At 67.6% G+C, this 19,459-nt stretch carries 18 protein-coding genes; 3 read left to right on the plus strand and 15 right to left on the minus strand.

Features of this window, described 5'->3' with window-relative positions:
• Nucleotides 1-7 precede the first annotated feature (7 nt).
• The 14 genes from AC3WJD_RS03265 to AC3WJD_RS03330 all read right to left on the minus strand — a co-directional run bounded on the left by AC3WJD_RS03265 (nucleotide 8) and on the right by AC3WJD_RS03330 (nucleotide 15,084).
• Nucleotides 8-1,201, minus strand: a complete 1,194-nt coding sequence (locus AC3WJD_RS03265) for an alginate export family protein (RefSeq protein WP_492744471.1) — start codon at nucleotides 1,199-1,201, stop codon at nucleotides 8-10.
• Nucleotides 1,201-2,409: an MFS transporter gene (locus AC3WJD_RS03270; RefSeq protein ID WP_492744472.1), complete on the minus strand. Its 1,209-nt coding sequence runs from the start codon at nucleotides 2,407-2,409 to the stop codon at nucleotides 1,201-1,203. The genes AC3WJD_RS03265 and AC3WJD_RS03270 overlap by 1 nt, the downstream gene beginning before the upstream one ends.
• Before the next feature lie 285 nt (nucleotides 2,410-2,694).
• Complete coding sequence (locus AC3WJD_RS03275) at nucleotides 2,695-3,894, minus strand: ABC transporter substrate-binding protein (RefSeq protein WP_492744474.1); 1,200 nt, start codon at nucleotides 3,892-3,894, stop codon at nucleotides 2,695-2,697.
• A complete protein-coding gene (locus AC3WJD_RS03280) occupies nucleotides 3,891-4,472 on the minus strand; it encodes an ANTAR domain-containing response regulator (RefSeq protein ID WP_492744590.1) in 582 nt (193 codons plus the stop codon). The genes AC3WJD_RS03275 and AC3WJD_RS03280 overlap by 4 nt, the downstream gene beginning before the upstream one ends.
• A 93-nt stretch (nucleotides 4,473-4,565) precedes the next feature.
• A complete protein-coding gene (locus AC3WJD_RS03285; RefSeq protein WP_492744476.1) occupies nucleotides 4,566-5,414 on the minus strand; it encodes an HTD2 family dehydratase in 849 nt (282 codons plus the stop codon).
• Nucleotides 5,414-7,009 carry an acyl-CoA dehydrogenase family protein gene (locus tag AC3WJD_RS03290; RefSeq protein ID WP_492744477.1) on the minus strand — a complete coding sequence of 532 codons (1,596 nt, stop codon included), beginning with the start codon at nucleotides 7,007-7,009 and terminating at the stop codon, nucleotides 5,414-5,416. Before AC3WJD_RS03290 ends, AC3WJD_RS03285 begins: the two co-directional genes overlap by 1 nt.
• Before the next feature lie 2 nt (nucleotides 7,010-7,011).
• Nucleotides 7,012-8,241: an acetyl-CoA C-acetyltransferase gene (locus AC3WJD_RS03295; protein WP_492744479.1), complete on the minus strand. Its 1,230-nt coding sequence runs from the start codon at nucleotides 8,239-8,241 to the stop codon at nucleotides 7,012-7,014.
• Nucleotides 8,242-8,254: 13 nt separating this feature from the next.
• A complete protein-coding gene (locus AC3WJD_RS03300; protein WP_492744480.1) occupies nucleotides 8,255-9,451 on the minus strand; it encodes a CoA transferase in 1,197 nt (398 codons plus the stop codon).
• A 47-nt stretch (nucleotides 9,452-9,498) separates the two neighbouring features.
• Nucleotides 9,499-10,203 carry a head GIN domain-containing protein gene (locus AC3WJD_RS03305; RefSeq protein WP_492744482.1) on the minus strand — a complete coding sequence of 235 codons (705 nt, stop codon included), beginning with the start codon at nucleotides 10,201-10,203 and terminating at the stop codon, nucleotides 9,499-9,501.
• A 64-nt stretch (nucleotides 10,204-10,267) separates the two neighbouring features.
• Entirely contained in the window at nucleotides 10,268-11,017 is a 750-nt protein-coding gene (locus AC3WJD_RS03310) for a head GIN domain-containing protein (protein ID WP_492744484.1), read from the minus strand.
• A 123-nt stretch (nucleotides 11,018-11,140) separates the two neighbouring features.
• Nucleotides 11,141-11,671: a CarD family transcriptional regulator gene (locus AC3WJD_RS03315; RefSeq protein WP_492744486.1), complete on the minus strand. Its 531-nt coding sequence runs from the start codon at nucleotides 11,669-11,671 to the stop codon at nucleotides 11,141-11,143.
• A gap of 243 nt (nucleotides 11,672-11,914) precedes the next feature.
• On the minus strand, nucleotides 11,915-12,253 hold the full coding sequence (gene fdxA, locus AC3WJD_RS03320; RefSeq protein WP_492744487.1) for a ferredoxin FdxA: 339 nt from the start codon (nucleotides 12,251-12,253) through the stop codon (nucleotides 11,915-11,917).
• A gap of 49 nt (nucleotides 12,254-12,302) precedes the next feature.
• Nucleotides 12,303-12,605 (minus strand): RNA-binding S4 domain-containing protein, encoded by a 303-nt coding sequence (locus AC3WJD_RS03325; protein ID WP_492744489.1) that lies wholly within the window; start codon nucleotides 12,603-12,605, stop codon nucleotides 12,303-12,305.
• On the minus strand, nucleotides 12,595-15,084 hold the full coding sequence (locus tag AC3WJD_RS03330; protein ID WP_492744490.1) for a helicase-related protein: 2,490 nt from the start codon (nucleotides 15,082-15,084) through the stop codon (nucleotides 12,595-12,597). Before AC3WJD_RS03330 ends, AC3WJD_RS03325 begins: the two co-directional genes overlap by 11 nt.
• 215 nt (nucleotides 15,085-15,299) lie before the next feature.
• Here AC3WJD_RS03330 and AC3WJD_RS03335 point away from each other — a divergent pair, with 215 nt between their 5' ends.
• Nucleotides 15,300-16,841 (plus strand): M23 family metallopeptidase, encoded by a 1,542-nt coding sequence (locus tag AC3WJD_RS03335; protein ID WP_492744492.1) that lies wholly within the window; start codon nucleotides 15,300-15,302, stop codon nucleotides 16,839-16,841.
• Between the two features lie 46 nt (nucleotides 16,842-16,887).
• Nucleotides 16,888-17,703 carry a pyrroline-5-carboxylate reductase gene (proC, locus tag AC3WJD_RS03340; RefSeq protein ID WP_492744494.1) on the plus strand — a complete coding sequence of 272 codons (816 nt, stop codon included), beginning with the start codon at nucleotides 16,888-16,890 and terminating at the stop codon, nucleotides 17,701-17,703.
• Here proC and AC3WJD_RS03345 read toward each other — a convergent pair.
• Nucleotides 17,700-18,200: a MarR family winged helix-turn-helix transcriptional regulator gene (locus tag AC3WJD_RS03345; protein WP_492744496.1), complete on the minus strand. Its 501-nt coding sequence runs from the start codon at nucleotides 18,198-18,200 to the stop codon at nucleotides 17,700-17,702. The genes proC and AC3WJD_RS03345 overlap by 4 nt on opposite strands.
• 91 nt (nucleotides 18,201-18,291) lie before the next feature.
• Between AC3WJD_RS03345 and AC3WJD_RS03350 the strand changes: the two genes are divergently transcribed.
• Nucleotides 18,292-19,389: a branched-chain amino acid aminotransferase gene (locus AC3WJD_RS03350; protein WP_492744498.1), complete on the plus strand. Its 1,098-nt coding sequence runs from the start codon at nucleotides 18,292-18,294 to the stop codon at nucleotides 19,387-19,389.
• The last annotated feature ends 70 nt before the right edge of the window (nucleotides 19,390-19,459 follow it).

A 19,459-nucleotide genomic window follows, 5' to 3' on the forward strand; every position in this document is an offset into this window, starting at 1 on the left:
CACTTCCTCACAGGACATAATCGAGCTGGAGCCAGAGCTTGCGCGTGTCGGTCGCGAAATCCTCGGCATCGTAGTCGGCATATTTGAGCAACACGGCGAGCTTCTTCGCGGGCTTGAAGCCGATCCGCGCATTCCATTCGGTGCCGTAATCCTGATCGACCAGGTCGTTCTCGAAGCGGTGCCAGGCGACGAGCAGCGACAGCCCCTTGAGCGTGGGCGCGGCCCAGCCCGCGCTCGCATAGAGATCGCGAATGCCGTTGGGTGGCGTCGTCAGGAACTTGTCCGCCCAGCCCTGAAACTTGTGGAGCGTGGCGAGCGGCGTCTGGAAGCTGGTGAAGGCCGCCCCCTCGTCTGCGCCCAGCACCTCGTATCCGCCGGTCAGCGTGAAGCCCTTTGCCTGCAGCGCGGCCTCCCCCAGCCAATAGTCCGCCGCATAGTCGTTGGGGTTGTCCTGCCAGTCGGACTGGCGGGCATAGCTTGCCACGAGGTTGAGTTTCGCGACTTTGCCCAGCGGCACGCTGCCCGCCGCACGCGCGCCATAGGTCTGGCTGGAGAACGGCCGTCGCCCTGCCTCGTCCTGATCGACCAGATAGGCGAAGCCCTTGACCGTCACCGGCCCCAGCTTCACCCCGGCACCTGCAAAGACATTGTCGCCCGAGATCGCCTGGATCGGGCTGTCGATCCCGAAGATCGTCCGGTCAGACCACGCATAGGCAAGGTCGAGCGTCACGGGGCCAAGCGCCGAGGTTTCGAGCCGCACCGCGTCGAAGGTCTGTTCGTTCTGCCGCCAACCGACGCTGCCCACGAAACGCTGATCGTCGAGGTTGATCCGCTGGCGGCCGAGCGTCACGACGGTCTGGGGTAGCCCGCGATACTGAAGCTGGAGCCGGTTGAGCTCGACATTCTCTGGATCGGCGACCATCGGGAACTGCGTCCGCCCATTGGTGCTGATGTTATAGTCGCCGACGATCGCAAGCGTTGCCTCGCTTTCGGCAAGCAGCGCGAAATCGCCCTGGCTCAATTCGAAGCCCGCACGCACCCGCGCGGTCACCGCATCGGCCTCGCGCGCGATGCCCTGCTGGTCGACATTTTCGTAGCGCAGGCGGGCATCGACGAGCGGCTTGAATTCGGGACCGGTTTCGGCCGCCACCGGGACGGCGAAGCACCCGGCGGCGAGAAGGAGGGCGCGGGCGGCCCGCATCAGATCCGCGCTCCGGCGAGCTCTGCCCCCCAGGTCGCGCGCCACTTCTGCTTTACGAGCGTCAAGCTTGCGAGCGCCGCGAGCGCCAGCCCCGAGAAGATCAGGAAACCCCATTGCGGGCTGCCCGTGAGTTGCTTGGCGAGACCGAGCGAGGAGGCGAGATAGAAGCCGCCGACACCGCCCGCGAAACCGACCAGCCCGGTCATCACGCCGATCTCGTCGCGGAAGCGCTGCGGCACGAGCTGAAAGACCGCGCCATTGCCCGCGCCCAGCGCCAGCATCGCGACGACGAACAGCGCGAGCGCCATTGCGACGGTGGTCGGGCCCATGCTGATGGCGGCAAGTGTGACCGCGGCGACCGCATAGACCAGCGACAGCGTCCGCGTTCCCCCGATCCGGTCGGCAAGCGCGCCGCCCATAGGCCGGATCATCGAGCCCGCGAACACACAAGCCGCAGTGCAATAGCCAGCGACCACCGGGGTCAGTCCGAACTGGTCGGTGAAGTAGATGCTCAAGGACGCAGCGAGCCCGACGAAACCCCCAAAGGTGACGCCGTAGAAGAACATGAACCACCAGGCGTCGGCGTGGCGGAGCGGCGCGAGATAGGCGGCGAGTGGCTTGGGCGCGGGCGCACCCGGCGCGTCCTTGGCCAGCGCCATGTAGATCACGAAGGTGATCGCGAGCGGGATCACCGCGAGCCCGAGCACGGCATTCCAGCCGAACGCCTTGGCCAGCCCCGGCGCGAAGAGCGCCGCGAGCACGGTGCCCGAATTGCCCATTCCCGCGATGCCAAGCGCGGTGCCCTGATGCTCGGCGGGATACCAGCGGCTGGCGAGCGGCAACGCCACGGCGAAGCTTGCTCCCGCAAAACCAAGCACGACGCCAAGCGCGATCGTTCCGGCAAAGCTGTTGACCCCGAACGCCCAGGCAGTCCCGAGCCCGGCGATCACGATCAGCTGCCCGACCGCCCCCGTCATCTTGGGGCCGATCCGGTCGACGAGCAGGCCGTTGACGAGCCTCAGCACCGCGCCCGCGAGCGTCGGCACCGCGACCATGAAGCCCTTTTGCGCCGCGTTCAGGCCCAGATCCTGCGAAATGAACGGCGCGAGCGGCCCGAGCAGCACCCAGACCATGAAGGCGAGGTCGAAATAGAGAAACGCCGCAAACAATGTCGGTCGGTGGCCAGCGGCCCAGAATCCCTTGTTCATCCCAATGCTCCGCAAGCCGATACGGGCGGCAGCGCGATGAAGCGCGCCATTCGTTCGGGCATGAAAAAAGCCGCCTCGAAGCGCGGTCGTCAGGACCGGTTCGGGCGGCGTCGTTGCCTGCTCGCGAGCACCCAATGGCGGGCTTCGCGAAAGGTCGCGCCCGCCATTGGACGCTCCCTGTTATTTCGTATCCGGACTCCGTCGTCTGGATGTCAGAAAGCTGTCATGATTCGTGTTGCGGCGCAAGATGGTTTTTGCGCGGTGCAGCATTTTTACCCGTGCAGCCTAACCCTGCGCCAGATACGCCTCGGCGCGGTCGGGGTCGAAGCGTCGTCCGTCGAAGAAGCGGTCGGGCCCCAGGATCAATCGTCCGCTCACCGAGGGCGCCCCCAATGGCTGCTCGATTGCGCCTTCGACCTTGGCGCTGGCGCCGGGCAATATGGCGTCGGTCCCGGTGAGTGCCGCACGGTAGATGTCGGGGCGGAAGACCGCTGCGGCAGCGTCGAAGCCCTGCGAATCGAGTGTCGCATGACCCCAGCGCACCATCTGCGAGTAGAGCCACATCGCCTGGCTGCGCCAGGGGAAGTTGGCGGCCTCGCGATGCAGGACGAGGAAATCGTCGATCCGCGTCGGCATCTGACCCTCTGCCAGCACCATCTGATTGGAAAGCGCGCGCTCGATCAGCGCCGCGGGCTGATCGATATAGGCGGGGCGCGCCAGCAGGTCAGCGACCGCGCGGCGTTGGTCGGGTTCGGTGATCGCGCGCCCCGCGGCATGGAGCGCACGGATCAATGCCGCCACTTCGTCGCCGCGCTGATCGAGGGTCTCGCGTCGGAAGGCCAGCAGTTTCTCGACACCGCGGCTCCAGATACGCGCGGTCGCGGCGACGATCATGCCAACGCCGCGCTCGACCGCGACGCTGTTCCAGGGCTCGCCGACACAGGATCCGTCGATCTCGCCCGATCCGAGCGCGTCGGCAACGAAGGGAGGCGGAACCACTACGATCTCGACATCGGCATCGGGGTCACAACCCGAGGCGGCCAGCCAGTAGCGCAGCATGTAATTATGGCTCGAATAGCGATGGACCACCGCGAAGCGCAGTTTGCGGCCTGACGACGCTTCGCGCCGCGCAACCTCAGCCAGCGCGCGCCCGGTCGCCGCGACATCGGCGATCGCATTTTCGCCGAGCAGCGCGGCTATGCGCGGACTGACCGTCACCGCATTGCCATTCAGTCCGAGCATGAAGGGGGCGCCCAGCGGCACCGCGGGCCGGTCGAGCCCCAGCGAGGTCGCGATCGCGAGCGGCGCCAGCAGATGTGCGGCGTCTGTCTGTCCGTAGATCAGCCGGTCACGCACCGTCGCCCAGCTCGGATCCCTGACCAGCTCGATCGAAACGCCTTCGGCCGCGGCCAGCCCGAACTCGTGCGCCACGATCGGCAGAACGGCGTCGACCAGCGGCAGGAAGCCGATCCTGAAAACACTCATGACTCGCCTCCCAGCAATTTGTCGGCGGTCACCAGCGCCTCGGCGATATCCGTGATCCTCCGCCCGCTGTCCATCGCCTGCTTGCGCAGAAGGGCATAGGCGGCGGGCTCGTCGATCCCGCGCCGCTTCATCAACAGCGCCTTGGCCCGGTCCACCGCCTTGCGCTCGGCCAGTGCCGACCGCGCCTCGGCCAGTTCGACCTGAAGCCGCGAGAATGCCTTGAAGCGCCGCACCGCAAGCTCGAGGATCGGCTTGATCCGATCCTTGCGCAGCCCGTCGACGACATAGGCCGATATGCCCGCGTCGACGGCCTCGGCGATCGACTGCTCGTCGGACTGGTCGACAAACATCGCGATGGGCCGCGCCAGCGCGCGCGACAGCGCGAAGCTCTCCTCGAGCATGTCGCGTCCCGGGTTTTCGAGATTGATCAGCACGACATCGGGCGCCAGCGCCTCAAGTCGTGCCACCAGCCCGCGGCGCTCGACGAGAATCGCCACGTCGCTCAGCCCGGCCTCGCGCAGCCCTTCTTCGATGATTGCAGCGCGCGCGGGGCTTTCATCCACAATCGCGATCTTCAGCTCCGCCTCCTGCTGCAACGCAACAAAGCTATGGGTGCGGTCGAGGAAGTCAATCCGTCTCTGAAAGGCCAGCCAAAGCTGCCAGGTAATCGGTCAGATCGTCGCTGATGCGATCATGACCTGCCGGCCATCGCCGGCATAGGCAGCGAGTTCGGCCGACGAATCGCCGCCGCGCAGCACAAGGTGCACGTCTTCGCCGCAGATGGCTGGGGACACGCCGCGAAATTCGAAGCGCTTCAGCCCATTGTCGCCAAACTGTCGCTGCGCGAGATCGAGCAGCAAGGTGGCGGTGAGCGGACCCTGGACGATCAGCCCGCGATATCCCTCTTGCCGTACCGCATAGGGCAGGTCGTAGTGAATGCGATGGCTGTTGAAGGTCAGCGCGGAAAAGCGGAACAGCAATGCTTCCGAGGGCGTGATGAGACGGTGGGCATCCCAGCCTGTCCAATCGAATTTCGCGTCGCCGGGCGGCGGCGGTACGGGCGCTGCAGCCGGGGCGGCCGGACGATAGACGATCGTCTGTGTCTCGCGCAGCGCAGGGCCGGCTTCGGTTGATGTCTCGTGTACCAGATCGACGAAAACCAGAACGCCCGAGCCTCCGTGCTTCTCGACAATCGATGCGATTCGCGACACCCGGCTGACGCGATCGCCGCACCGCAGCGGTGCGAGGAATTCGACCTTGCTCGCCGCCCACATGCGGCGCGGCAGGGCAATGGGGGGCAGCCAGCTGTCGGCATTGTCCTCGCGCAGCGGATGGCCGTCCGCGCCCAGCCGCGCCGTCGGCGCCTCGGGCAGGCAGAGGCACCAGTGGAGCCCCTGCGGAACGTCGCCGTCTCCTCTGGGCTCGCGGTCGAGCATGGCGCACCAGCGCGCCACCAGCCCTTCGTCGACGCGGTCGCGGCGCAGCTCCTCCCGGCTGATCCAGGCATCCCATTCGCGCATCAGTTGCGCCCCTCGATCATGCCACGCGCGATGACCTGCGCCTGGATTTCCGCCGCGCCTTCGAAGATGTTGAGGATGCGCGCGTCGCACAGCACGCGGCTGATCTCATATTCGAGCGCATAGCCGTTGCCCCCGTGGATCTGCAGGCTGGCGTCGGCGTTCGACCAGGCGGCGCGTGCGCCGAGCAGCTTTGCCATGCCCGCCTCGATATCGCAGCGCTTGCCCGAATCCTTGGCGCGTGCTGCGGCATAGGTCAGCTCGCGCGCGGTGACGAAATCCACAAGGCTCATGGCGATCTTGTCGGCGACGCGCGGGAAATGGATGATCGCCCTGCCGAACTGCCTGCGATTCAGCGCATAGTCGAGGCCCAGTTCCAGCGCGCGGCGGGCGACGCCGACGGCGCGCGCAGCGGTCTGGATGCGCGCGCCTTCGAAGGTGCGCATCAGCTGCTTGAACCCCTGACCCTCCTCGCCACCAAGCAGCGCGTCGGCGGGCGCGCGCATGGCATCGAACTGGAGTGCATATTCGCGCATCCCGCGATAGCCGAGCACCTCGATCTCGCTTCCCGACATCCCTTCGGCGGGAAACGGGTTTTCCTGTGTCCCGCGCGGCTTGGGCACGAGCAGCATCGAGAGGCCTGCATAGCCTCTTGCATCGGGCAGGGTCCGCGCGAGCAAGGTCATCAGGTCGGAGCGCGCGGCATGGGTGATCCAGTTCTTCGCGCCGTCGATCAGCCACGCGCCGTTCGTGTCGCGCCGCGCGCGCGTCTGCAGCGCGCCAAGGTCCGATCCGACATCGGGTTCGGTGAAGACCGCGGTGGGCAATATCTCTCCGCTGGCGATTTTCGGCAGCCAGTATGATTTTTGCGCGTCGGTGCCGCCGAGCACGATCAACTCGCCCGCGATTTCCGACCGCGTGCCGAGCGATCCCGTGCCGATCCAGCCGCGCGAAAGTTCTTCGGTGACGAGGCACATGACGAGCTTGCCGAGGCCCAGGCCACCATATTCTTCGGGAATGCAGACACCGAAAGTGCCGAGTTCGGCCATCGCCCGGACGGTCGCGTCGGGGATCAGGTCGTTGGCGAGGTGCCACGCGTGCGCATGGGGGATGATTTCGCTGTCGGTGAAGCGGCGGAACTGGTTGCGGATCGCATCGAGGTCGGTGTCGTGGAGCGTTTCGCTCGGCCAATCGCCGTCCGCCAGCGCGGCGGCGAGTCTCGCGCGGATCGCGGCATGATCGACATCGAGCAGCGCGCTGCAGGCATCGGCCAGCGTTCGCGCTGCCATTCCCACGCCCAGATCGGAGGGGCGGAAGAATTCGTTCTGACCCATCGGCAGCCCGCCCGCGAGCTGCGCAACCGCTTCGGCAAAGGCGAGCTGCGTCACCAGCGCATCGACGGCGTTCGCGCCTTCGCCGGCGTCGTTCCAGTCCAGCGTCGCTTCGAGCGCGGCGACGGTCGTCGCCACCCAGGCAAAGCCATGTGCGGCGCGCTGTTCGCTGTCGATCGGCCGGCTCGCCAGTCGTTCGGCCAGTTCGGCCTGCGCCGCCGCGCGATATGCTTGCGCGGCCCGAAGAACGGGTCGGAGGTCGGTCATGGTCAGGCGGCGCGCTCGAAGATTGCCGCGATACCCTGACCGCCGCCGATGCACACGGTCTCGAGGCCATAGCGTCCCCCGCGCCGCACCAGTTCGCGCGCCAGATTGGCGAGGATGCGCCCGCCCGTCGCGCCGATCGGGTGACCGAGCGAGATGCCCGAGCCGTTGACGTTGAGGATATCGTTCCGGCCGTCATCCTCTGACCACCCCCAGCCCTTGAGCACCGCCAGAACCTGTGGCGCGAAGGCCTCGTTGAGCTCGACAAGGTCGATGTCGCGCCAGCCGAGACCGCTGCGCGTAAACAGTCGCTCAACCGCGGGCACCGGCCCGATGCCCATCCGGCTCGGGTCGCAGCCCGCCGCCGCCCAGCTGTGGAACCAGGCGATGGGTTCGAGGCCGAGTTCCTCGAGCTTGTCTTCGGCAACGACGAGGCAGGCGGCCGCGGCGTCATTCTGCTGGCTCGCATTGCCCGCGGTGACGATCGCGCCCGGAATGGTCTTCGCCTCGATCGGCTTGAGCGCGCCGAGCGTTTCCATGCTCGCGTCGGGGCGGTAGCCTTCGTCGCGGGCGAAGAGGACAGGCTCGCCCTTGCGCTGCGGAACCGCAACGGGAACCAGCTCGTCGTCGAACAGCCCTTTGTCCCACGCGGCCGCGGCGCGCTGATGGCTGCGCACCGCATAGGCGTCGGCCTGTTCGCGGCTGATGCCGTAATCTTTGGCAAGATTTTCCGCTGTTTCGATCATCCCGCTGATGACGCCGAAGCGCTCGATCGGCTGCGACATCACGCGCCCGCGCGTCAGCCGGTCATGAAGCACCAGATTGCCCGACCGCACGCCCTTGCGGACATCGGTGCTGTAATGCTCGACATTCGACATGGATTCGACGCCACCCGCGACGACGACGTCCGACATGCCCGTCTGGACCATCATCGCCGCATTGACGATCGCCTGCAGGCCCGACCCGCAGCGCCGGTCGAGCTGATATCCCGGTACGTCGATCGGGAGGCCCGCCGCGAGCCAGGACCAGTGACCGATCGCGGGCGCTTCGCCATTGCCATAGCCTTGCGAGAAAACGACGTCGTCGACACGCGCCGGGTCGATCTTCGTGCGCTCGATCAGCGCCTTCAGCACGACAGCGCCGAGCTGCCCCGCATCGAGGCCGGCAAGGCTGCCGCCGAATTTGCCGACGGCGGTGCGGATGGGGGCGACGATGGCGGCGCGGCGCAGGGTCATGCTGGGTCTCCGGTCAGGCGGTGCCGACGATGCCGGCGTCGATGAGGCGGGCGATCTCGCCCGAAGGAAGCGACAGGCGCGTGGCCAGCACGTCTTCCGAATGCTGGCCGTTGCGCGGAGCGGGGCGGGGTGCCTGCCGCTCCATCTGGGGTACGGTCGCGAAGGCGCCCGCGGCGGGATAGGCAAAGCCGCTGGGGTTCTCCGTGGCGCCGAAGATCGGATTCTCGGCGACCAGCGCGCGGTCCTGCGCAGCGTCATACATGGTGCGATAGGCCGAATGAACGATCCCGCCGGCATCGAAGGCGGCGGCAAGATCGCTATGCGTGCGGGCTGCGATGGCGCGTTCGAACAGCGGATAGAGCGCGTCGCGGTGGGTGAAGCGCAGACCGTCGTCGCGCGCGAAGGAGACACCGCGTTCGGCCTCGATTGCCGCGATGGCCTCGCCGAGCCCCAGGGCCGCGACGAGGTTCGCCCATTGGCGCGGCGTGACGACGACGATCATCGTCCGCTCACCGTCCGCCGTCACGAAGTCGCGGCCGAACAGGCCATAGACGGCGTTGCCGAGACGCGCGCGGTTTGCGCCCGAATAGAGGACCTCGGCAAGCCCGCCGAGGTTTGCCACGGTGCCGATCGCGACGTCCGACAGCGGAATGCGCACCTCGCTGCCCTCACCGGTGGCACGGCGGTGCTGGAGCGCGGCGAGCAGCGCAAAGGCGGCATAGGCGCCCGACAGCAGGTCCCATGCCGGGAGCACATGGTTGACCGGTTCAGGACCCGCCCCGGTCATCATCGGATAGCCGACCGCATTGTTGACGGTATAGTCGAGCGCGGGCGAACCGTCGGCCCAGCCCATCACGCGCACTGTCACCAGATCGGGCCGGCCCTGCGCCAGCACATCGTGAGCCATGAAACCCGTTGCGGGGAAATTGGTGATGACCTGCCCGGTCGCGCGGATGAGCGCCTGCAGCAGCTCGCGGCCTTCGGGCCGGCCGAGGTCGAGCGCCACCGATTTCTTCGCGCGGTTGAGGTTCTCCCAGTAAAGCGAGTCGTTGTTCGCGGTCACCGGCCAGCGATGGAAGTCCGGACCGCCGCCGATCTGGTCGACGCGGATCACCTCGGCGCCAAGCTGCGCGCAATAGAGACCCGCGCTGGGTGCGGCGACGAATGACGACGCCTCGATGACCGACAGGCCGGAGAGCAGATGGTACACCGTGCGCTCGTCCTATGTCGCAGCGTGGAATTCGCGAAGCACGCGCGTCAGTGCCCGCACGTCACCATGCCCGCGCCCGTTGCGGTGATGGTGCAGGCAGCATTGCCGTCGATGCTGGTATTGCCCGCGCCGGTCGACTGGACCTTGGCGCTGGTCCGTGCGCCGAGCGTCACGTCGCTGGCGCTTTCGGTATTGAGCACAAGATCATTGGCGACCAGCGCGCCGCCGTCGAGCGCCGCCGACCCGCGCACCACCGCGTTGAGCAGCCTGACACTGCCCGCAAGCCTCACCGCACCAGATCCCGTCATGCCGATGTCGAGCCGGTCGGTGTCGACCTGCGCGATTTCGAGCCGCCCCGACCCCTGGACGATCAGCTCGAGCCGCGCGCCGCGCGCGCGGTCGATCGCGACGCTGCCGCTGCCATAGAGCATCACCGTACGCAGTTCCCGCGTAGCAATGGTGATCGTGACCGGCCCCGTTGGCGCGGCCCCGTTGGCGCCCCAGATGCTGCGATCGGGCCGTATCGTGAGCGTGCGCCCCTGGACGTCGAGCGATACGCGCTCGACGCCCTCGCGTTCGCCGCTCGCCTTTGCGCTGGTGCCGCGCCCCGTGACTATCTCGACCCGATAGGGGCCGTCGACCCGGATGCGGTCGAAATCGGTGATGGTGAAGCCGCGTTCCGCTGCCTGCGCTGCGGGCGCCACGCCCAGCAGCATCGCCGCAGCCAAGATCCAACGCCCAGGTCCCGCCATGCCATCCTCCCTCAGACAAGGGCGATAGTGGCATTGCGGGACGTCGGCGGCAATGCCGCGGGATCTATTCGCGCGTCGTGTCGGACGCAGCGGGGGTGCAGCGGACGTCGCCCGAACCGATCTTCGAGACCGAGCATTTGGCGTTGCCATAGAGGTCGACATCGCCCGAGCCGATGATCGAGACGTCGGCGTGTTCCGACACCCCAGCCTTGACCCCGCCCGAGCCTGCGATCGAGATGTCGGCGGTACGTGCGGCGAGCTGACGCGCGTCGAGATTGCCCGAGCCTGCGATCGAGATGTCGAGCGCGTCGGCCTTGCCCGCCGCAATATGCGTGTCGCCCGAGCCCGCAATCGCCAGATCGAGCGTGTCGGCCGCCAGTGCGGCGATGTTGAGCGAGCCTGAACCCGCGATCGAAGCGTCGAACTTGGGCGCCTCGACTCGATCGACGTCCATGTCGCCCGAGCCCGCTATGTTCGCGCCTTTGAGCACGGGCAGCGTGACCGTCACGGTCACCGCGCCCTTTTCACTGCCCCAGCCGAAGCCGTTCCTTTTCTTGCGGCCGACGCGCAGCGTGCCATCGACCACCTCGATCTCGAGCCGGTCGAGGATCGCCTGATCGCCCACCGCATTCACCGATTCGGCGCCACCGACCTTGACGACGACATTGTCGGGTCCACGCAGCGACACCGCGTCGAAGCCTGAGGCCGCGAAGGCGCGGCTGCCTTTGACGCCGCTCAGCGGCGTGCCATTATCGGCTTCGGCCGAACAGGCGGTGGCGATGAGCAGCGACGGAACAAGGATAAGGATGCGCATGATCGGGCTCCCACTGTATTGTATGTGTAATACAGCAAGCTACCATCGCCGTCCACCCCCGGCACAAAAAAGGCGGCCCTCGCGGACCGCCCTTTTCGGAGCCAAGGTGCGGATGCGATCCGCTTACTCGGCTTTTTCCTTGGCGTGGAGCGGCGCCGCCTTGTTGAGGATCTCGAGGATCTTCACCTGCGCGCCCGCCTCGTCGGTCTCTTCCATCGCGGCAAGCTCACGCGCGAGGCGGCTGGTTGCGGCTTCGAAGATCTGACGTTCCGAATAGCTCTGCTCGGGCTGGTCGTCGGCGCGGAACAGGTCGCGTACCACCTCCGCGATCGAGACGAGGTCGCCCGAATTGATCTTGGCTTCGTACTCCTGGGCGCGGCGCGACCACATGGTGCGCTTGACCTTGGGCTTGCCCTTGAGCGTATCCATCGCTTCCTTGAGCGTCTTGTCCGACGACAGCTTGCGCATGCCGACGCTTTCGGCCTTGTTGGTCGGCACGCGGAGCGTCATCCGCTCCTTTTCAAAGCGCAGAACATACAGTTCCAGCTGCATGCCAGCGATGTCAGTGCTCTGAAGCTCGATTACGCGACCAACGCCATGCTTGGGGTAAACGACATAATCGCCGACGTCGAAGGACAAAGCCTTGGATGCCATGTTGGTGTGGCCCTTTCCATGGGGAGATCACCGGATATGGGCATGCCACCCTGACCAAGCAAGTCAGTACGGTCCCCATGACGGCGATCAGCGGGTGTGATTCTCCTATAGCAGCGTGCGGCGCACGCGCTTGCGACAAAGCCGTTTAACAGATTCGCAACAAAAATGCCAGCCCGCAGTCTTTTCTTGCGGGCAGCACGGCAAGTGCCGGAGATCGGGAGAATCCCTTAGGTATTCGCCGCCTCAGTCGCCCTGGCCGGGTTCGGGCGAAAAATATTTGTCGTACTTGCCCTCTTCGCCCTTGTGCTCGTCGGCATCGGCGGGCGCCTCGCGCTTGCGCGTGATGTTCGGCCATTGCGCCGAGAAGGTGTTGTTGAGCTCGAGCCATTTCTCGAGTCCGCTCTCGGTGTCGGGCAGGATCGCCTCGGCGGGGCATTCGGGTTCGCACACGCCGCAGTCTATGCACTCGCTCGGATTGATCACCAGCATGTTGTCGCCCTCGTAGAAGCAATCAACGGGGCACACCTCGACGCAATCCATGTACTTGCAGCGGATGCAGGCATCGGTGACGACATAGGTCATTGGGAACAATCCTCCTGTAAGGCCCTGCTATTCCCGCTCCCGGCGTCCGTCAATCGTCCGTTTCGGCGGGGCGCGCGTCTGTGATCTCGCGGTAGAGCGTGGCGGCCTCGCTCGCGGGGCCGCGCCGTGTCGGCAGCGCCTCGATGCGCAGTATGCGGACGCGGCCGTGCGCGACAAGGCTCAGCACATTGCCCGGGCGCACGTGCGCGCTTGAGCGTTCGATGCGGCGGCCGTCGAGGCGGATATGCCCCCGCTCGCACAGCGCCTGCGCGATGCTTCGCGTTTTCGCCAGACGCGCGAACCACAGGAAGATGTCGATCCGCTGGCCGGGCGCGTGCGCGTCAGCGGCCATGCGCCAGCACCATGTCGGCGAGTTCGTCGAAATGCCCACCGCCGCGCTTCTCGGGCGCTGTGCGTGGTCGCACGCGCCCGCGCCACGCCCAGGCGCCGTCCCGCGCCTCGAAGCCGAGCAGCCGCATCAATCGCGCCAACGCATCGCCGCTCAGCCCCAGCGACACCGCAAGCGACGGGTCGGGGGTGAAAGGACGGCGGCCGTCGCGCGCCTCATGCGCGGCGCGCGCGACGCGTTCGGCCAGATCGACGCGTAGCGCCTGCCGCCCAAGCGTGCGGAAATCGGCGACCATGGAGGGTGCGGTCAGTATCGCTGCGCCCGGCAATGGCAGTGCCGGCATTGGAGTGTCGCTGCGCGCTGCCGCGAGCGCGGCGCGCCAGCGCATCGCTTCGGGCTTGAGCAGCTGTGGATGGAAGACGTCGAGCGTGCCGATCACCAGCCCAAGCCGGCGCGCCTGATGCCGCGCCTGCCGGTCGAGCGCGGCGAGCGGCGCGTCGACCGCCGACCGTGCGATCACACCGCCAGCCTCGGCGAGCGGGACGAGCAGCGCGCGCAGTAGCGGCGGCGTGTCGGGACTTGCCGCCGCTTCCGCGATCCGCGCGAGCGGCTTCAGCACCTGCGCGATCCGCGCTGCGATCCACGTCTCGACGCGTGCGGTGACCGCGCGACGCGCGGCATCGTCGAGTGTTCCCAGCGCGCGGTCGGGGACGAAGCGCGGCGCCAACAGGCTGCGCCCGCCAGCCAGCGCGCCGAGTACCGCGCCCTGCCACGCGATACGCACCGGGCCCTGCGCCTCGGTCGCCAGCGCAAAGGCGCCGTCGTCGGACGCGGCGAGCGCGTCGGCGCGACGCTTCAACTCGCGCCCAAGCCGCCGCCCCGCGACCGCGAGCAGTTTCTTGCGGTCGGCATGGCGCGCATCGGGCGCGACCTCGAAGCGGAAGCCGTCGAGCCGCCCGATCGGCTCGTCATCGACGCGAACCGCGCCATCCTCGGCGATCGTCACGGGCAGCGCATCGGGGTCGGCGCCGATCTCGCGCATCAACAGCGTCGTGCGCCGGTCGACGAAGCGCTGGGTGAGCGCTGCGTGGAGCGCATCGGACAGCTTCTCCTCGACGGCGCGCGTCCGCTCGGCCCAGTGGGCCGGATCGGGGAGCCAGTCCGCGCGGTGCGCGATATAGGCCCAGGTGCGCACCGAGGCGATGCGCGCAGCGAGCGTTTCGACATCGCCCTGGATCGTGTCGAGCCGCGCGATCTCGTCGGCGAACCAATGGACGGGGACATGACCCTGGCCCTCGCTCAAATGGCGGAAGACGCGGCCGACCAGCCGGGCGTGAACTTCGGCGCCCGTCTTGCGAAAATCGGGCAGGCCGCACGCGGCCCAGAGACGCGCGACCATCTGCGGCGACCGGACACGATCGCGCAGCCAGGGCTCATCGGCCAGTCGTTTCAGCACCGCAAGGTCGACCGCCTGTGGTGCTGCGCGCAGCACGGGCGATTGCGGCCGCACCTCGAGCGCGGCTATCAGCGCGTCGAGGCTTGCCGTGTCGGGGGCGCCGTCACGCCAGAAGAGATGCTCGAGCGGCGGGAAGTGGTGGTTCTCGATGCGCTCGATCTCCTCGGGAGAGAAGGCGATCCCGCCTTCCTCGGCGCCCAGCGTGCCAAAGGTACCGTCGCGCTGGTGCCGCCCCGCACGCCCCGCAATCTGCGCCATCTCGGCGAGCGTCAGCCGCCGCCGGCGCCGCCCGTCGAACTTCTTCAGTCCTGCAAAGGCGACGTGCGCGACGTCCATGTTCAATCCCATGCCGATCGCGTCGGTCGCGACGAGATAATCGACCTCGCCCGCCTGGAACATCGCGACCTGGGCGTTGCGCGTCCGCGGCGACAGCGCGCCCATTACCACTGCGGCACCGCCGCGCAGCCGGCGCAGCATCTCCGCGACCGCATAGACTTCCTCGGCCGAGAAGGCGACGATCGCCGAGCGCTTGGGGAGCCGCGACAGCTTCTTCGCGCCCGCATAGCTCAGCGTCGAAAAGCGCGGCCGCCCGATAATCTCCGCATCGGGGACGAGCGCTCGCACCATCGGCTTCAGGCTTTCCGAACCAAGGATCATCGTCTCCTCGCGCCCGCGTGCGCGCAGCAGGCGATCCGTGAAGACATGCCCGCGCTCGGGATCGGCGCCCAACTGCGCCTCGTCGATGCCGACAAATGCGACCTCGCGGTCCAGCGGCATGCTCTCGGCGGTGCACAGGAACCAGCGCGCCTTGTCGGGCAGGACCTTTTCCTCGCCCGTGATCAGCGCGACCTCGCCCGGTCCCTTCATCGCGACGACGCGGTCATAGACCTCGCGCGCGAGCAGGCGCAGCGGAAAGCCGATCATCCCGCTCGAATGACCGCACATCCGCTCGACGGCGAGGTGGGTCTTGCCGGTATTGGTCGGCCCCAGGATTGCGGTGACCGGTGAACGCGCGAAACGGCTCATGCGCCCTAGATCGGCAATGACGGGCCCAAGCGCAAGCCGGCTTGTCCGATCGGGCGCGGACCGGCGAACGGGCGGGCGGCACGTTTCGCCGCAGAAAACCGCGACTGTTAACCATCTTAATTTGACTTTAACCGTGATGCTCCACACACAGGCGCCCGGGTCGGCTTCAAATTTGGGCCGAAGGGGTAATCACGGCTTCGGGGGGGCGCGCAGCCTTGTATCAGCGCAGCGATCATGGTTTCGGCAATGGCAGCGGTACCGCGGCATTGTCGCTCGACCAGGCGCTTCCTGCCGGCTTCGGCCGCAAGATCATCCGTCCCGGCATTTGGCAGCGGATCGAGGCGCAGCTTGCCGATGTCGAGCTCGTCCCCGATCTCGGCGCGCGCATCGGTTCGCGCGAATGGCTGCGCGGCCTCGCTACATGCACCGTGCTGATCTCCGCCGCATGGGCGCTCTCGCCCGGCTTTCGCCCGCTTCTCGGCGTCAGCCCGCCCGCGATGCACGACGCGGCGTTGGACGAGGCGCGTGCGCTGACCATCGCGCCGCTGGCGCTTGGCGCCGACACCGGCCGGCGCATGGCCGCGACGGACGCGGTCGCGCCGCTCACCGACACGCCCGAACGCCCGTCGATCGATCTTGTCGCGACGCTCGGCCGCGGCGACGGCTTTGCGCGCGTGCTGACCCGCGCGGGCGTCGCCGACAGCGAGGCGACCAGGGTGGCGGGCATGGTCGCGGGCGCAACCGCGCTCGGGGGCATCTCGCCGGGCACGCGCATGGACGTGACGCTGGGCCGCCGCCCCAACCGCAATGTCGCGCGTCCGCTCGATTTCCTCGCCTTCCGCGCGCGCTTCGACCTCCGCCTCCAGATCGAGCGCGTCAATGGCGCGCTGACGTTGCGGCAGATCCCGATCGCGGTCGACGACACGCCCCTGCGCATCCAGGGCCGCCGCGGTGCGAGCTTCGTCACCTCAGCACGCGCCGCGGGCGTCCCCGCAAGCGCGATTGAAAGTTATCTCAAGGCCATCGGCGGCAAGATCTCGATCAACGACCTCAGCTCCGACGATCGCTTCGACATCATCGTCGAGCATGAGCGCGCCGAGACCGGCGAAACGCGGACGGGCAAGCTGCTCTATGCCGGGCTCGATCAGGGGAGACGTCAGATCCGCTTGATCGAATGGACGCTCGACGGCCGTACCGAATGGTTCGACGCCGCGGGCGTCGGCAAGAAGCGCGGCGTGATGACGCAGCCCGTCAGCGGCCGTCTGACCTCGGGCTTCGGCATGCGCCGCCACCCGCTGCTCGGCTATTCGCGGCTGCACAAGGGCCTCGATTTCGGTGCACCGCATGGCGCGCCCATCTATGCCGCCACCGATGGCGTCGTCGCCTTTGCGGGACGCAACCGCGGCTATGGCAATTATGTGCGGCTCAACCATACCGGCGGCATTGCCACCGCCTATGCGCATATGAGCCGGATCGCGGTTCCGGGCGGTGCGCGCGTGCGGCAGGGGCAGGTGATCGGCTATGTCGGCTCGACCGGCCTGTCGACCGGCCCGCACCTCCATTACGAGGTGTATCGCAACGGCGTCGCGATCAATCCCAAGTCGATCTCCTTCGTCCAGACCGCGCAGCTTTCGGGCAACGAGCTCGCGCGCTTCCGCGCCAAGCTCAACCAGCTGCTCAACGTCAAGCTGGGCGCCAAGGCTGCCCCAACGGCGACACCGGCCGGAAGCGTCGCGTCCGTCCGAGCGGCACGCTGAGGCAACTGCTTTTGCGCGCGTGCCCAATTTGGCCTAAGCGCCGCGCATGACCTATCCCTTTGATGCGAAACGCCAGCTCTGGCTGATCGGATGCGGCAACATGGCGGGCGCCATGCTCGCGCGCTGGCTTGAGACCGGTCTCGACCCCGAAGCCGTGACGATCGTCGATCCCCATCGCGCCGAGGCGCCCGCAGGCGTCCGGCTGCTCGCCGCGCCGCCCGCGGATGAAGCCCCTCCCGCAGTACTGCTGCTCGGGGTCAAACCGCAGAGCTTTCCTTCTGTCGCACCGCAGCTGGCCCCGCGCGTCGACGCGCAGAGCGTCGTCATATCGATCATGGCGGGCGTCGATACCGCAACGCTGGGCAAGGCCTTGCCCGCCGCGGGCGCGGTCGTCCGGCTGATGCCCAATCTGCCGGTCGCGCTGGGCAAGGGCGTTGCCTTGCTGTTCGGCCCCGATGTCGCGCGCGCAACCGCCGATGCGCTCGCCACGCCGCTTGGCCTGGCGTTGTGGGTCGAGCGCGAGGCGCTGATCGACGCGGGCACCGCAGTCTCGGGTTCGGGGCCCGCATTCGTCTACCGCTTCATCGACGCGATGGCCGCGGGCGCGGAGAAGCTCGGCTTTGCGACCGAGGACGCGCAACAGCTCGCGTTGGCAACTGTCGAGGGCGCGGCGGCGCTCGCGGCACGCGCGAACGTCAGCCCCGCGACGCTCGCCGATCGGGTCGCCAGCCCCGGGGGCACGACGCGCGCCGGGCTCGATGTGCTCGACGCCCACGGCGCGATTTTCGACCTGGTTCAGCGAACGCTCAAGGCAGCCGCCGATCGCGCCGCCGAGCTCGCCGCAGAGGCGCGGAAAGCCTAGCCCGGCTGCCGCTGGAGCGAGGCAACGCGCTCGCGTTCGCGCGGTGGGATCAGCCCCTCGAGCACCTGCCAGAAGCCCGCGACCGCACCCTGGCCCGCCTGCGCATAGGCCGCGGAGAGCTTTTCGCGCAGCGCGTCGAACAGCTGGGCCTCGAGCGCGGCGCCTTCTTCGGTCAGGCGGAGCAGCCGCTGGCGCCGGTCGTTGATGCCGGGGCGCTGCTCGACCAGACCGCGCGCTGACAGCTCGTTGAGCACTCGGCCCAGCGACTGTTTGGTGATCGCGAGAAAGCGCAGCAGTTCGCTCACGCTCAGGTCGGGCTGGCGCGCGATGAAATAGAGCGCGCGGTGATGCGCGCGCCCAAGTCCCCGTTGCGCCAGTCTTTCGTCGATCGAACGTGTCAGGTGGCTATAGCCAAAATAGAGCAGTTCGACGCCGCGGCGGATTTCGGGACCGCGCAGGAAAAGCGGCGAAGCCGCGGTTGCAGGTTGGACAGCCATATTGACGTATCTAGCCGCAGCCCCTAGTCCGGCGCAAGCCGTCACGCGCCGCCCCGCGCAATTCCGACGCGATCAGGTAGAGAGGAAACGCATGTTGTCCGGTGCTCCCCCGCAATTCGTCTTCGAACCCAGCCAACATATGGTGGCGGCGAACGAACGGGCCGAGCAGCTTGTGAATCCGGGCTTCGGCCGCGTCTTCACCGATCATATGGCGCTGGTGCGCTACAGCACCGAAAAGGGCTGGCACGACGCCAAGGTCACGCAGCGGCAACCTGTGTCGATGGATCCCGCGTCCTCGGTGCTTCATTATGCGCAGGAAATTTTCGAGGGGCTCAAGGCCTATCACCGCCCGGGTGGCGGCGCGGCACTCTTCCGCCCCGAGGCGAATGCGCGCCGCTTCAACGCTTCAGCGCGCCGCATGGCGATGCCCGACCTGCCGGAAGAGATTTTCCTCGAATCGGTCCGCGCGCTCGTCCGCACCGAAAAGGCGTGGATTCCCGACAATGAGGATGGCGCGCTCTATCTGCGCCCCTTCATGTTCGCGAGCGAGGTGTTCCTCGGCGTGAAGCCCTCGTCCGAATATCTCTACATGGTGATCGCCTCGTCGGTGGGCGCCTATTTCAAGGGCGGCGCACCCAGCGTCTCGCTGTGGGCGACGCGCGAATACACGCGCGCGGCGCCGGGCGGCACGGGCGCCGCCAAATGCGGCGGCAACTATGCCACCAGCCTGATCGCGCAGGCCGAGGCGACGCGCAACGGTTGCGACCAGGTCGTCTTCCTCGATGCAGTCGAACGCCGCTGGGTCGAGGAACTGGGCGGCATGAACATCTTCTTCGTGTTCGACGACGGCACGATGGTCACTCCGCCGCTGACGGGCACGATCCTTCCGGGCATCACGCGCGATTCGCTGCTGACGCTCGCGCGCGACATGGGGATCACGGTGCGCGAGGAGCCCTATTCGATCGAGCAATGGCGCGCCGACGCAACAAGCGGCCGCCTGACCGAGGCCTTCGCCTGCGGCACCGCTGCGGTGGTGACGCCGATCGGCAGCGTCAGGAGCGCCGAGGGGCAATTCACGATCGGCGGCCAGTCGGCGGGCCCGATCACCCAGCGGCTGCGCGCCGCGCTTGTCGACATCCAGCGTGGCAATGCGCCCGATCCGCATGGCTGGGTCGAGGAAATCGTCTGATCGAAAGGGGTGGGCCGCAATTTGCGGTACCCCCTTCCCACGCGCAATCGCGCCGCTATAAGCGCGGCTC

The organism is Sphingobium sp. FW306-1B-F04DB (genome assembly GCF_058781925.1).